The 14,003-nt window shown below is 67.2% G+C and carries 14 protein-coding genes; 10 read left to right on the plus strand and 4 right to left on the minus strand.

Annotated elements, in window-relative coordinates; genetic code table 11:
* Positions 1-48 precede the first annotated feature (48 nt).
* The 5 genes from dxr (at position 49) to ACTWPB_RS16570 (ending at position 6,843) form a co-directional block, all read left to right on the plus strand.
* Positions 49-1,242 carry a 1-deoxy-D-xylulose-5-phosphate reductoisomerase gene (dxr, locus tag ACTWPB_RS16550; protein WP_446221546.1) on the plus strand — a complete coding sequence of 398 codons (1,194 nt, stop codon included), beginning with the start codon at positions 49-51 and terminating at the stop codon, positions 1,240-1,242.
* A 248-nt stretch (positions 1,243-1,490) separates the two neighbouring features.
* Positions 1,491-2,687, plus strand: a complete 1,197-nt coding sequence (locus ACTWPB_RS16555) for a M50 family metallopeptidase (protein WP_446221547.1) — start codon at positions 1,491-1,493, stop codon at positions 2,685-2,687.
* Positions 2,688-2,912: 225 nt separating this feature from the next.
* On the plus strand, positions 2,913-4,067 hold the full coding sequence (gene ispG / locus ACTWPB_RS16560; protein WP_446221548.1) for a flavodoxin-dependent (E)-4-hydroxy-3-methylbut-2-enyl-diphosphate synthase: 1,155 nt from the start codon (positions 2,913-2,915) through the stop codon (positions 4,065-4,067).
* A 74-nt stretch (positions 4,068-4,141) separates the two neighbouring features.
* Complete coding sequence (locus ACTWPB_RS16565; protein WP_446226368.1) at positions 4,142-4,996, plus strand: GNAT family N-acetyltransferase; 855 nt, start codon at positions 4,142-4,144, stop codon at positions 4,994-4,996.
* Between the two features lie 56 nt (positions 4,997-5,052).
* Positions 5,053-6,843, plus strand: a complete 1,791-nt coding sequence (locus ACTWPB_RS16570; RefSeq protein ID WP_446221549.1) for a penicillin-binding transpeptidase domain-containing protein — start codon at positions 5,053-5,055, stop codon at positions 6,841-6,843.
* On the opposite strand, the gene ACTWPB_RS16575 is transcribed toward ACTWPB_RS16570, so the two are convergent.
* Together ACTWPB_RS16575 and ACTWPB_RS16580 are read right to left on the minus strand one after the other, a co-directional pair.
* Complete coding sequence (locus ACTWPB_RS16575; RefSeq protein WP_446221550.1) at positions 6,837-7,040, minus strand: hypothetical protein; 204 nt, start codon at positions 7,038-7,040, stop codon at positions 6,837-6,839. The genes ACTWPB_RS16570 and ACTWPB_RS16575 overlap by 7 nt on opposite strands.
* Positions 7,041-7,304: 264 nt before the next feature.
* Positions 7,305-7,802 (minus strand): peroxynitrite isomerase, encoded by a 498-nt coding sequence (locus ACTWPB_RS16580; protein WP_446221551.1) that lies wholly within the window; start codon positions 7,800-7,802, stop codon positions 7,305-7,307.
* A 115-nt stretch (positions 7,803-7,917) separates the two neighbouring features.
* On the opposite strand from ACTWPB_RS16580, the gene ACTWPB_RS16585 reads away from it, so the two are divergent.
* From ACTWPB_RS16585 to ACTWPB_RS16595, 3 genes are all read left to right on the plus strand, one after another.
* Positions 7,918-9,264: a TIGR03118 family protein gene (locus ACTWPB_RS16585; protein WP_446221552.1), complete on the plus strand. Its 1,347-nt coding sequence runs from the start codon at positions 7,918-7,920 to the stop codon at positions 9,262-9,264.
* Positions 9,265-9,566: 302 nt separating this feature from the next.
* A complete protein-coding gene (locus ACTWPB_RS16590; RefSeq protein ID WP_446221553.1) occupies positions 9,567-10,043 on the plus strand; it encodes a hypothetical protein in 477 nt (158 codons plus the stop codon).
* Positions 10,044-10,109: 66 nt separating this feature from the next.
* Positions 10,110-11,021 (plus strand): thioesterase domain-containing protein, encoded by a 912-nt coding sequence (locus tag ACTWPB_RS16595; RefSeq protein ID WP_446221554.1) that lies wholly within the window; start codon positions 10,110-10,112, stop codon positions 11,019-11,021.
* A gap of 51 nt (positions 11,022-11,072) precedes the next feature.
* Here ACTWPB_RS16595 and ACTWPB_RS16600 read toward each other — a convergent pair whose 3' ends face one another.
* Complete coding sequence (locus ACTWPB_RS16600) at positions 11,073-11,951, minus strand: helix-turn-helix domain-containing protein (RefSeq protein WP_446221555.1); 879 nt, start codon at positions 11,949-11,951, stop codon at positions 11,073-11,075.
* Positions 11,952-12,348: 397 nt separating this feature from the next.
* Here ACTWPB_RS16600 and ACTWPB_RS16605 point away from each other — a divergent pair, with 397 nt between their 5' ends.
* Complete coding sequence (locus ACTWPB_RS16605; protein ID WP_101468584.1) at positions 12,349-12,708, plus strand: DUF4254 domain-containing protein; 360 nt, start codon at positions 12,349-12,351, stop codon at positions 12,706-12,708.
* A gap of 4 nt (positions 12,709-12,712) precedes the next feature.
* On the opposite strand, the gene ACTWPB_RS16610 is transcribed toward ACTWPB_RS16605, so the two are convergent.
* On the minus strand, positions 12,713-13,390 hold the full coding sequence (locus ACTWPB_RS16610) for a GntR family transcriptional regulator (protein ID WP_446221556.1): 678 nt from the start codon (positions 13,388-13,390) through the stop codon (positions 12,713-12,715).
* Between ACTWPB_RS16610 and ACTWPB_RS16615 the strand changes: the two genes are divergently transcribed.
* Positions 13,342-13,806 carry a hypothetical protein gene (locus ACTWPB_RS16615; protein ID WP_446226552.1) on the plus strand — a complete coding sequence of 155 codons (465 nt, stop codon included), beginning with the start codon at positions 13,342-13,344 and terminating at the stop codon, positions 13,804-13,806. The two genes, ACTWPB_RS16610 and ACTWPB_RS16615, sit on opposite strands and share 49 nt — an antisense overlap.
* Positions 13,807-14,003: the final 197 nt, after the last annotated feature.

Consider the following 14,003-nt stretch of genomic DNA (forward strand, 5'->3'; position numbering starts at 1 on the left):
TGGCATACGACCGTACGTCGTAGCCAGCAGCCCTGCCACAATGGGGCCGTGTCCCACCCCGCAACGCGTGCCGCGCACGACAGTTCCCCGTCCACCGATCGGGTGAAGGTGCTGCTTCTCGGCAGTACCGGTTCGATCGGTACTCAGGCGCTCGAGGTGATCGCCGCCAATCCCGATCGCTTCGAGGTGGTCGGTCTGGCGGCGCGCGGCGGCAATCAGGCCCTGCTCGCCGAGCAGATGGCGGCCACCGGCACCCGCAATGTCGCCGTCGCCGATCCCACCGCCGCCCAGGCGCTCGATCTCGAACTCGGCGGCCCGGATGCCGTGACCGAACTGGTCCGCCGCACCGAAGCCGATGTCGTGCTCAATGCCCTGGTCGGTTCGCTGGGGCTGGAACCCACCCTGGCCACCCTGCACGCAGGCACCCGCCTGGCGCTGGCGAACAAGGAATCGCTGGTGGCGGGCGGCTCCCTGGTGACGCGCGCGGCCGCACCCGGGCAGATCGTGCCCGTCGACTCCGAGCACTCGGCGCTGGCCCAGTGCCTGCGCGGTGGCCGCGCCGAGGAGGTCGACCGTCTCGTTCTCACCGCGTCGGGCGGACCGTTCCGCGGCTGGACCACCGAGATGCTCGAATCGGTGAACCCCGCCGAGGCGAAGACCCACCCGACCTGGTCGATGGGCCCGATGAACACCCTGAACTCGGCCTCGCTGGTCAACAAGGGCCTGGAGGTGATCGAGACCCACCTGCTCTTCGGCGTGCCCTACGACCGCATCGACGTGACCGTGCACCCCCAGTCGATCGTGCACTCGATGGTCACCTTCACCGATGGCTCGACCCTGGCCCAAGCCAGCCCGCCGGACATGAAACTGCCCATCGCCCTGGCACTGGGCTGGCCAGACCGCATCCCCGGCGCCGCCGCGGCCTGCGATTTCGGCACCGCCGCCACCTGGACCTTCGAGCCGGTCGACGACGAGGTCTTCCCCGCCGTGCGACTGGCCCGGCAGGCGGGCGAAGCGGGTGGCAGCGTCACCGCGGTCTACAACGCCGCCAACGAGGTCGCCGTCCAAGCTTTCCTCGATGGCAAGATCACCTTCCCCGCGATTGTGCGCACCGTCACACGCGCGGTAGAGGCCGCCGACCGCTGGCACGCCGAACCCGATACCCTGGACGACGTCCTCGCGGCCGACCGCTGGGCCAGGGAGTACGCCGCAAAGATGATCAACGCCGACACCCCCCCCTGACCCAACAGCCTCGAGGCCGAAACCCCCGCAGCATCCCCCGCTGACAACACAGAACCAAGTACCACTGTCGCGAGTGAAACGCCGCACCTGGCGAGCCCACCTACGGACTCCCAACCTGATCACCACGTTTTCGGCCGCCCCGGATCCGAGGGGCGAGACGGAACGCCGAAGGCGCAGTATCGCCCCTCGGATTCGGGGTGACGAGGCCGAAAACACGCGGCGCCAGCCGCCAAGAACACAGGAGTCACATGGTTTTCGCGCTGGGGTTCGCACTGTTCGCCCTCGGCATCACGATTTCGATCGCGCTGCACGAGTGCGGGCACATGTGGACCGCGCAGGCCACCGGCATGAAGGTGCGCCGCTACTTCATCGGCTTCGGACCGAAGGTGTTCTCGTTCCGCCGCGGTGAGACCGAGTACGGACTCAAGGCGCTGCCACTCGGCGGTTTCTGCGATATCGCGGGCATGACGGCCCTCGACGAGCTCGAGCCGGAGGAAGTCGACCGGGCGATGTATCGCCAGTCGACCTGGAAGCGCCTGGTCGTGATGTTCGGCGGCATCGGCATGAACTTCCTGCTCGGGTTCATCCTGTTGGTGGTCCTGGCGATCGGCTGGGGTCTGCCGCAGCTCGAGCAGCCCCCGGCTACCGCGCTGGGCACCATGAGCTGCGTCGCGCAGGAGACACCGGAGAAGACCCTCGCCCCCTGCGCGGGCGACGGGCCCGCCCAGCGCGCCGGGTTGCAGCGTGGTGACGTGGTGAAGGCCGTGAACGGCGTCGAGGTGAGCACCTGGGCGCAATTCCAGGCCGAAACCCAGAAGCAGACCGGCACGTTCACCTACACGATCGAACGCGACGGCAACAGGCTGACCGTCCCGGTCACCCCGGAGCGAGTCATGCGCTCGCCCAAGGAAGGCCCGAGTCGTGAGGTGAGCGCGGTCGGCGTCGGTCCCGACTTCGCCGAGCCGAAGCAGTACGGCCCGATCGCCGCGATCCCGGCCACCCTCTCGTTCACCGGTGATTTCTTCGTCGAAACGGTGAAGTCGCTGGCCAAGATGCCGCAGAAGGTGTCGGCGCTGTGGGAAGCGGTCACCGGCGGCGAGCGCGACCCGGAGACCCCGGTCAGCGTCTACGGTGCCAGCCGCCTCGGTGGCGAGACCGCCGAGCGTGGCCTGTGGGGCATGTTCATCCTGATCCTGGCCAGCCTGAACTTCTTCCTCGGCGCGTTCAACCTGCTGCCGTTGCTGCCGCTCGACGGCGGTCACATCGCAGTGGTGCTCTACGAGAAGGTCCGCAACACGATCCGAGGCTGGTTCGGCAAGACCCCTGCCGGCCCGGTCGATTACCTCAAGTTACTGCCGCTGACGTATGTGGCAGTAGTGATCGGTGGTGCGTTCATGCTGCTCACCCTGGCTGCCGACATCGTCAACCCGATCACCTTGCGGTAATATTCGCGGCTGGCGCCGCGGGATTTGGACCTATTGACCTCGACCTTCCCGCCCTACGGGCACTCCACCGTCGCACCCTCCGGTCAGTCCGGATCGAGGTAGCCGAAACCCTGCGATGTGTTCACTGTCGTGGCCCTCACAGGGCGGCGGGTCACCCTGCGCGACTAAGCTCGGCAACAACAAGCCCGGTCATTCCGCGAACCGTACGAAAGAAGGCAGCCGAACGTGACCAGCACAATCGGATTGGGGATGCCCACCGCCCCCGCTGCTGTTCTCGCACCCCGGCGCAAGACCCGCCAGCTGATGGTCGGCAATGTCGGCGTCGGTAGCGATTCGCCGATTTCGGTGCAGTCGATGACCACCACCAAGACCCACGACATCAACGCCACGCTGCAGCAGATCGCCGAGCTCACCGCCTCGGGCTGTGACATCGTGCGGGTGGCCTGTCCGCGCCAGGAAGACGCCGACGCGCTCGCCACGATCGCGAAGAAGTCGCAGATCCCGGTGATCGCCGACATCCACTTCCAGCCGCGCTACATCTTTGCCGCGATCGACGCGGGCTGCGCCGCGGTGCGCGTCAACCCGGGCAACATCAAGGAATTCGACGGCCGCGTCGGCGAGGTGGCCAAGGCCGCGGGCGCCGCGGGCATCCCGATCCGCATCGGCGTCAACGCGGGTTCGCTGGACAAGCGGATGCTGGAGAAGTACGGCAAGGCCACACCCGAGGCGCTGGTCGAGTCGGCGCTGTGGGAGGCGAGCCTGTTCGAGGAGCACGGCTTCGGCGACATCAAGATCTCGGTCAAGCACAACGACCCGGTGATCATGGTCGAGGCCTACCGCCAGCTCGCGGCGCGCAGCGACTACCCGCTGCATCTCGGCGTCACCGAGGCGGGTCCGGCGTTCCAGGGCACGATCAAGTCAGCGGTGGCCTTCGGTGCGCTGCTCAGCGAGGGCATCGGCGACACGATCCGGGTGTCGCTCTCGGCCCCGCCCGCCGAGGAGATCAAGGTCGGCGACCAGATCCTGCAGTCGCTGAACCTGCGCCCGCGCAAGCTCGAGATCGTGTCGTGCCCGTCGTGTGGGCGCGCCCAGGTGGACGTGTACACCCTGGCCGACGCTGTCGCCGCCGGTCTGGACGGCCTGGAAGTGCCGCTGCGCGTGGCGGTGATGGGCTGTGTCGTGAACGGACCGGGCGAGGCACGCGAGGCCGACCTCGGTGTCGCCTCCGGCAACGGCAAGGGCCAGATCTTCGTCAAGGGTGAGGTCATCAAGACCGTGCCCGAGCATCTGATCGTGGAGACCCTGATCGAAGAGGCGATGCGCATCGCCGAGCAGATGGGCGAGCAGCCGGGCGCCGAGCCCGTTGTCACCGTGAGCTGACTCCCGCCTCCCCGATATTCGGCGGACTCGTACCGCTCGGCGTGCTTTCGTGGCAGGCTGGTCCCGTGCGGAGTCTGCTGGAGCCGACGCGACGGTCCAAAACCGCTCCCGCGCGTCCGGTGGCCGTGCGAGATCTGGGCGAAGTGCTGCGTGTCCTCGATACCGACCCGGTGGCTTCGTGCATGATCGCCGCCCGCGTGCAGGAATTCGGGCTCGACTCCCGCAGCGGTGTCGGTGAACTGTGGAGCCGCGGCGGACCGGCCGACTCGCTGTGTTTCTCCGGCGCCAACCTGGTTCCGCTGCGCGGTGACCAGCAGGCCCTGCGCGCGTTCGCCGATCGGGCAGGTCGCTGGCCACGGGTGTGTTCCTCGGTGGTCGGCAGGCAGGAGCTCGCCCTCCCGCTGTGGGAAATGCTGCTCCCGTCCTGGGGTCCGGCCAGGGAGTTACGTGCCGATCAACCCCTGCTGGCGCTCGCCCGGCCCGCCGTCGCGCGCGCCGACGGGGGAGTGCGCCGCGTGCGACCCGACGAGATCGACCGCTACCTGACTGCCGCGATCGCCATGTTCATCGAAGAGGTCGGCATCGACCCGCGCACCGGCGACGGCGGTCGCGGCTATCGGCGGCGGATCAAGAGCCTCATCGAATCCGGCAGGGCCTGGGCACGTTTCGAAGACGGCGAGGTCATCTACAAGGCCGAGATCGGCGCCCTGTCGCGGCGCACCGGCCAGATCCAGGGCGTGTGGGTACATCCCGAATACCGGGGCGCCGGTGTGGGCACCGCGGGCACCGCCTCCGTCGCCAATGCTGTTGTGGCAACAGGCCGTACAGCGAGCCTCTATGTCAACGACTACAACCGCATCGCCCGCCGCGCCTACAGCCGAGTAGGTTTCCGCCAGATCGCCACCTTCGCAACCGTATTGGTTGACTGAAACTTCGGCGCGTGGCGCCGAGGTCAGCGGCCTGTTCGCCGCTACCATCGGTGCCGATGAGGACACGGATGCTCACCACTTGTGCGGTGGCCGCCCTCGCCGTTGCGGCGACCGCCTGTTCTTCCGGTGCCCAGGGGCCGGTGCCCGCCGCCGATGCCTTCGCCGCGGCGTTCGCCGAACACGATCTCTCCGCGGCCGCGGCGCTCACCACCGCGCCCGAGAGGGCAACGGCGGCACTGACTTCGACGTGGCAGGCGTTGCAGGCGGAGAAGTTGTCGATCCGCACCGGCGACGCGCGCGTCAACGGTGACACCGCGACGGTCGACTACACCTACGAGTGGACGCTGCCCAAAGGGCGCCTGTGGACCTATTCCGGCGAATTGCAGATGGGCCGCAGCGACGGGCGCTGGCTGGTCCGCTGGAGCTCCGCCGACATCCACCCCAAACTCGGTGACACCCAGAGCATGGAATTGCGCACTCGCCCCGCGCCGCGCGCCAGGGTGAACGAGGCGGCGGGCAGCGACGTGCTGGTCCCCGGCAAGGTCTCGCGCGTGAAGTTCACCGTGGCCGATGCCCCCGACCCGAGTCGCGTCGCCGGTGCGCTCGCCGCCGCGCTGAGCCGCATCGACCCCGTCGCCTACGCCCCACAGACCATCCTCACCGCGGCGCGCAAGACCGACGGCGCGCACACCGTGATCCTGCTCAACGAAGACGAGGCCGAGACGATCGGTGGCGAGCTGATCGGTCTGCCCGGCGTCACCCTGACCCAGGAGTGGGACATGGTGCCCACCGACCGCACATTCGCGCCCGACCTGCTCACTCAGGTCCGCAAAACGGTGATCGCCGAGGTCGACGGGAAGGCGGGCTGGAGTGTGGTCACCCGCAATGCCGACGGCGCCGATCTGGATGTGCTGCACGAGGAAGCGGCCGAACCAGCACCGTCGTTCGCGCTGAGTATCGATCGGTTCGTGCAGAATTCCGCCCAGCACGCCGTGGATCTGCGCACCGAGCAGACCATGATGGTGGTGCTGCGCCCGTCGACCGGTGCGATTCTCGCGGTGGCCCAGAACAAGTTCGCCGACCGCGACGGTCCGGTGGCCACCAGTGGTCAGTACCCGCCGGGCTCGATCTTCAAGACGGTCACGGCGTCGGCGGCGATGGCCTCCGGTCTGGCCACGCCCGAGACAGTGCTCTCCTGTCCGAGCAGCACTATCATCGGCGAACGCACCATCCCCAACTACAACATGTTCACCGTCGGTGAGGTGCCGATGGCCACTGCCTACGAGCGTTCGTGCAACACCACCTTCGCGAGGCTGGCCAGCAAGCTCGAACCCGACGCGCTCACGCAGGCGGCGGCGCGTCTCGGCGTCGGCCAGGACTACCGGGTCGAAGGATTGCCGACGATGTCGGGTTCGGTGCCGAAAGCTGAGGGGCTCGTGCAGCGTGCCGAGGACGGTATCGGGCAGGGGCGCGTGGTGGTGAGCCCGTTCGGGATGGCGGTGATGGCCGCGACCGTCGCCCACGGTGCCGCGCCGGTGCCGTATCTGATCGCGGGCAGGCCGACCGAGGTCATCGGTGACCGGCCCGCGATCGCGCCCGAGGTGGTGAAGGGGCTGCGTTCGATGATGCGCATGGTGGTCACCGGCGGCACAGCCGAACGCATCCGGGATCAGGGCGAGGTCTACGGCAAGACCGGCGAAGCCGAAGTCGACGGTGGATCGCACTCGTGGTTCATCGGCTATCGCGGGGATATCGCGTTCGCGACATTGCTGGTCAAGGGTGGCAGCTCCGACAATGCGGTCGCCGTCACCCGGGATATGTTCGCCGCACTGCCCGCCGGCTACTGATTCTCGGTCGCCAGCAGACCCCGCAGCACCGCGAGCGAGGTGCTCTCGGTATGCGATGACGCCGTGTCGTGCAGCACGTTGTAGCTGACAACGGGCTCGGGTGCTGCCCCCGTGGCCGCGCCGTCGAGGACATCGATGGCGGCCGCGCCGCCGAGGATCATCCCCGCAGTGGTCAAGATCAGAGTGGAACGCCTCATAGTTCGTCTCCCTCATTCAGGGTTTCGACGTGTTCGCGGGGCAGAGTTCGATTGTCTGAGGATTAGCTGATGCACAACCGTAGAACGGCGGTTACTTCGGCAACAGGCGACGGCAGCAAGCGACACACAATTGTTGCCCTATGTGCGGGCGTGTTCGAACACAACCGCTATCGGGCCGTGATGAAAAGCTGAACTACCGGTTTCGATCGCGCAAATGCGCTGATCAAGGGTCATGTTCGGGTAAATTACCGAATTACACGTGACTCAGCCGCGTTGCAGAGTTGCCGCTAGGTGGTGCTGCAAAGATTCGCCAACTGCCGCCATCCGCAACGTGTACTCGATGGTGTCGCCGGTGACATGGAATGAGCGGCCGACCGCGGTAACCGGCTTTGCCGATTCGCTCAGGCCGATATTCGTGGAGTTCAATTCCAGACGAATTCCGTCAACCGTTTCGGTGATCGTGCCCTCGCAGATCTCGGTGATTCCGGTCGGATGGGCAAGGATGAGCTCGACCCGGCCGGGCGCCGGGCTGCGCAGGTATCCGGTCTCCGCGTGCAGTGGCCTGCCGTCGGAGCCCGCCTTGGTCCGCTGCTGGTAGGTGAGGAACGGTTTGCCCACGTGCCCGAAGGTGATCTCCTCGACGTAGTCGAAGGATTCGATGGTCGGGTATTCGCCCCTGCCCCGGCCGCGCCAGGTACCGAGTAGCGGTGCAAGGGCGGCGATGTCGGGATGCGGGGCGATGTTGGGGGAAGGTTCGACCACGGCCGACAGCGTAGCCCTGTGCTTCCTGCGACAGTCAGGGCACACCACCGCATCGGCCACGATAAGGTCAGCCACGCCTGAATGCCGTCCGGCGGAAGGTCGAAAGGAAAAGAACGTGAACGGACATGTGAGGGGTGCCCGCGGGGTGCGGTCCGGGCTGGTACGTGGTGCGGTACTCGGCGCGGCAGTGTTGCTCGCCGCGGCGTGCTCGAACACCGAGCCCTCGACCGACGACGTGGCCGCGCTGGACGGCAACCGCTACAGCCAGACCAACCTGGCCGCCGACAAGGACTCCTATCACGCCCAGTTCACGCTGCCCGGCATGGTCAACGCCTGGGGCCTGGCCGATCGGCCGAAGGGCGCGGGCGGGCATTTCTGGGTCGGCGCGGGCGGAAAGTCGTTCCAGTTCCTCGGTGATGTGCAGTCGTCCTCGGATCCCAAGCTGCAGAAGCTGACCCAGGACCAGCTCAAACTCGTCGCCATCCCCGGCGCCGACGCCGACACCTCCGACAAGAGCATCGGCAAGGCCACCGGCGTGGTGTTCAATCCGGCGCCGATCACCTCGGATCTGTTCGTGGTGCGAGACCAGTGGGTCGATGTGGACGGTACGCCGGTCCCGCTCGGCGGTTCCTCGCGCTTCATCTTCGCCACCGATTCGGGCAAGATCTCGGCCTGGACCGAGCAGGCCCCCGACGGCGCGATCGTGCGGCGCGACGGCGGTGCGAACCAGGTATTCGACGGAACCGCCGCGGGCATGGCCTTCTTCGGTATCGCGCTGGCGCCCTCGGGGGACAAGCTGCTGGCCGCCGATTTCGGCACCGACCCGCAGGTCCGCACCTTCGACAAGAACTGGCAGCCGGTCGCGACCAGCGGTTTCGCCAACCCGTTCGCCACCGGCGAGGTGATCGATGCCTCCTCGCCCGAGAAGGGCCGCAAGGCCGTGCCCGGCGACCCTGCGCCGTTCAACATCACCACCCTCGGTAGCCGAGTATTCGTGTCCTACGCCGTGACCAAGCCCGACGAGGACGATCCGAAAGCCTTCGACAAGGCCGAGGAAGCCTCACTCGATGCCGACCAGGACAAGGACTCCCACGGCAAGCCCGACAAGGGCAAGGTCGCCGAGTTCGACGGCGCGGGCAAGCTGGTGCGCATCATCGACGACGGCGGCAGGCTCAACGCGCCATGGGGCGTGGCGATCGCGCCGTCGAATTTCGGTGCGCTCTCGGGCAAGCTGCTGATCGGCAACTTCGGTGGCCTCGGCCGCGTCCTCGCCTACGACGACACCACCGGCACCTTCGTCGACTACCTGCGCGACGGTGAGGCGAAGCCGGTCGAGATCGCGGGCCTGTGGGCACTGATGTTCGGCAACGGCGAAAGCCTTGGCGACGCGAACGCCCTGTACTTCACCGCGGGCCCGGAGGACGAGAAGGACGGCCTGTTCGGAAGCTTGCGCGTGCAGTAGCAAGCACATGGGTAACTCACCGGGTACGGGCGGACCAGGCCGACAACACCGCCGCCGGTCGCCCGCCTGGTCGACCACGCTCCCACGCCTGGCTTGAATTCGCGGAGAGGCGGGGGGGACAATTTGGATGTCCGGTGTCGATTCGCTTCCGCCGACCGGGCGTTGTAAGGGACAGTGGTGGCGGAATGGTTGCCGAGTGGGCGCGATCCGCGTCTGCTCGGCGAGTTCCATCCGCACGCGATGACACTCCCACCGGGGTGTCGTGCCCGAGCCGGAGGTGTGCCAGATGAAGGTTTCGTGCGTTGACGTCGTCGGCTCGGCGGGAGAGCGGTGACATGCGCCATTCGGGACGAGGGGCGATGCTGCCCGGCCGGGACGTGCTCCTGGCGGCCTTCCGCGGTTTGCCACACGATGACCACCCCATCCTCGACGCCGCGGGCGAGCTGGCGCTGCTGCACCAGTTGCGCGAGCGGACCCCACAGAGCGAGTCCGAGCGCATCGATCGCCGCCGCGGCCAGTTGATGCGCGCGATCGATCGCTGGGTCATCCTCGCCGCCCCCGTGCCGCCCGCCGCGGCCGACGAACACTGCGAAACTCTCGGCGACCTGGTCGACCGCCTCGCCAAACACTGCTCCCAGACTTTCGTCGGCTCGGCCGGTGCCCCCGAATCGGTCTTCTACGACGAGTGGGTCCGCCTCCACGACCTCGCCGACAGCTACGAGCGCCTGATCGACGACCTGTGGTCAGGTGCCCGCAGCCTGCCGTCGAACAGTTACTGATCCCGACGGCCGCAGGCCCCCGAAAGTATTGGGCTGCTGGAGGTTTCGTACGACGTATCATTTGTTGTGAGCACTCGCGATGATCCGGTCGCCATGCCGTCCACCTGCCGGTGGACGGCCGACCGGCCCGATTCCTGTCCGGCGGAATCCGCCGTCGACGAGCGCGCGGAGTCCGTGGCGACGGCTATCGTGTTGCCGATCCGCCCACGCACCACCTCTGTCGACGGTGCGCCCCTGTTCTGCCTGGCCGGTGAAGCGGTCCTGGCCTGGAACTATGTGGACCTCGTCGCCCACCTCGACCCCCGCGTCCCGATCTACGGTCTGCAGGCCGGCAGTGAACCGCGCACGATCGGCGAATACGTTACCCGCTACCTCGCCGAAATCCGTCGCATCGCCCCGCACGGCCCGTACCAGCTCCTCGGTTGGTCTGCAGGCGGTTTCGTCGCTCACGAAGTCGCGGTGCGACTCCGCGCGGCAGGCGAACACGTCAGCGTCGTCCTACTCGCAACCGACCCCACGGCGCTCACGCCCGCGCCGCTGTCCGCCGACCGATTCGCCGCAGTGCTCGGCGCCGACATCGACACCCCATCCTTCGGGGCACGCGCCGGCGCGGGCGCGACAACGTCCACCTCGATCGCCGCGGCGATCAACGCCGCACTGGCGGGAACGATCGACCTCACCGGCAGCGATTTCGACCGCATCGCCGAGGTGAGCGCCGCGGCCGCGGACATGGTGACCGGCCACCGACCCTCGCGGCTCCCCGGTGACCTCACCGTGTGCGTCGCGGGCCGCGCACTCGACGGCACCGATCGCCTCGATCCTGGTGCCACGGTGCGCAATTGGCGCCCTTATGTCGACGGTGCGCTCACCGGCTTCGTTCTCGACGCGACCCCGGACGAACTCACCGCACCCGACCTTCTTCCAGAGATCGCCCAGATCCTGGCGAGAACCCCCTTCTCGGCGCGCACGACACTCTGACCGAGTTCTCCAGCGCCCATCGCGCGGTGATCGGTACTGCCGCGCCGGCCGCTACTGAGCGGTCGCGGACTGGGTGATCGCGTCGCGTGCTTCGGTGATCAGTTTCGCCGAGTCACGAGGGCTCAACGCCATCGCCCGGAGCTGATCGAAGATCACGCCGAACCGGCGGATCTCGGAGTGCCCCTCCACCAGGTCGTGCACCGACATGCTCTCCACGTACACCAGTTCGGGGTCGACCGGATTGCGGAAGTCGAGCAGCGTGAACGAGCCTGCCATGCCGGGGTGCGCGCCCGCGTCGAACGGAAGTACCTGCAGGATCACGTTCTTGCGTTTGGTCTCGTCGAGCAGCCGGTCGAGCTGGCCCGCCATCGTCGCGGGCCCGCCGACCACCCTGCGGATCGCCGCCTCGTCCATTACCACCCACAATTCCAGTGGGTCGTCCTTGGTCAGGTTGATGGCGCGATCCATGCGCGCCTGCGCCCTGCTCTCCATCACCGAGGCGTCCAGGCGTGGCATCGAGGTGTCGATCACGGCGGCGGCGTACTCGAAGGTCTGCAGCAGGCCGGGCACCGTCGAGGTCTGGTACTGCCTGGCCGACAATGCTTCCGCCTCGAAGTTGATGTAATTCGCATACACCTCGGACACAGCGCCTTCGTAAGGGCGCGACATGCCGGGTTTCAGCGCGTCGGTCAGCAAACTGAGTGCTTCCTCGCGCATTTTGTCGTCCACCTGATACAGGTCGAGCATGGCCCCGAGAGTGCGGCGTTGTGGGCGCGCCTGAGCCATTTCGATCCGGTACAGCGTGGTGACGTTGATACCGGTTCGCGCGCTGACGTCTTCCTTTGTCAGCTGGGCACTTTCCCGCAACTCGCGCAACATGGCTGCGAGTCGGCGAAGCCGGACGGTCAGGGTCGTTCGCTTGCCTGCCATGAATCGCATTATTGCGCTGCGCGGCCGCGATGTCACGCGATCGGTGAAGAAGGCGACGTCGGGTTGTCATGGTGTTCGGCGCGTCTGCGAGCCGCGCCGGAAGGCTGTGCCGCACTGCGGATGTGACTGCGGGTTCTGTCAGGGCGGCTTTACTGCAGGAGTGATAACGCAATCTTGCGTTTCGTCTTCTGAGCGAGCATGATCCAGATAGCCTGGTTGCGAACAATCCGAACAGATGACCGGGACAACCGAATCGAGAGCCAATCATGTTGGTAGACAAATCTTGGGTGTCGGGTGAATTCGGGGCCTTGCGATGAGCGCGCCGGTGATGGGGATACTGCCGACCGCTCCGCAATTGTTGTGTGCATTTCAGGGGCGGCGATTTCAAGATCGCGAATTGTTGCGATCAGCACACGCACTCGCTGAACTGCACGAACGGCGGGGGCAGGTGCGTGACACGGCATTGATCGCCGAGATCGATTGCCGTCGAAGTGAACTCGTCGACGACATCAACGACTGGTGTGTCCAGGAGATCCCGTTGCACCGCAACGGCGCCTCGCTGCACACCGAAAGTCTCGGTGCGGTCGTCGATCGGATGGCGCGTAGCTGGGTGGATGCCAACCAGGCCATCGACATCGACGGCGCGCGAAGCGACAACACCCACAAGCACTGGTACCACCTGGCCGAGCTTGTGGATGGTTACACAGATCTGGTCACCGATGTGGCAGGCGGACGGCGAAGGCTGCCCGAGCAGTAAGGGGTTACGCCGGCTCCGGTGACAGCCTCGCCTCGACGGCGATGCGGTCACCTCGGTAGAGCGAGCGCACCCGTTCGACGGGTGCGCCATCGGCGTCGACACTGCGCCGGTGCAGCAGCAACATCGGTAGTGCGGTGGTGCATTCGAGCAGACCCGCTTCTCGCGGGGCGGCGAGCACGGTTTCGATGCGTTCGCGCGCACCGGCGAGTTCGACGCCGGTGGCGCGGATCGCGGCGTACAGCGAAGTGGTGGGGTCATAGCTGCCGCGCAGGGCCGCGAAGCGGTGCAGCGGCAGGTAGGTGCTCTCCAGTCCCACGCGTTCACCGTCGGCGAGCAGGACCCGTTCCAGGTGCATCACCTCGGTGCCCAGCTCTACTTCGAGGTCGGTGGCCGTCGCCGCGTCGGCGGCGACGTCTTCCCATGCGACGAGGATGCGGCCAGGGGTACGCCCGAGGCTGATCGCGCCCTCGGTATAGGAGTGCAGCGACAGTGGCTGGGTGAGTTTGGGCCGGGAGATCACCGTGCCGCGGCCCTGTCGCCGAATCCTGCCCTCCCCGCTTCCGCGCCGGCCACGGTCGGCCGACACCGCATCGGACCGAGCACGTGCGAGCGGGATATCAGCGAGGTGCTGTCGTGAGTGCTGTCGTCGATCGGCCCGACGTATCGCCGCCGTCGCGGGCACCGCGTCGGTCGTGGTTGCCGATCCTGTGGACCTTGCCGCCCGTGCTCGCGGTGCTCGGGATCGCGGGCTATCCGATTCTTCGGGTGCTCACCGAGTCCACGCGGACACCGACCGGCCGTGGCACCGAGGTGTGGACCTCGGTACTCGGGTCCGAGGCGTTCCGGGAAGCGTTGTGGCGCACCGTTTCCATCGCGGTGTGCGCGACCGCGGGCTGCTTCTCCGCGCCGGTGCCGGGCTGGGTGGACAACGCATCGCTGCCGGGGCTCGCGGTGCGCTTCGGACTGCCCTCCGCGATCGGGACGGTACTCGGGCTAGCGGTGCCGCGCCACCTCGGCGATCGACGCGAGCACGAGCAGACCTGCCACCACCCGGACGGCGGCGGTGATACGGCTGGACTGCGCTACATTTTCTGGTGACACGGCTCCCGACGCTATCCGTACTTGTCCGGTTTTGTAGAACTGCTCTTTCCGCCGCGGGTTCCGGATGCACGATGCCGTGGTGCAAATGCGCCGTCGTGCCGCGCTGGAGCTCGGGTCAAGTCCAATGCGTGGTATATCGCGATGATCCTCGCGTGACCGTGGTCGGTCAGGCGGTCAACGCTCAACACCGTCTC

It is taken from the genome of Nocardia sp. IBHARD005 (assembly GCF_052814245.1).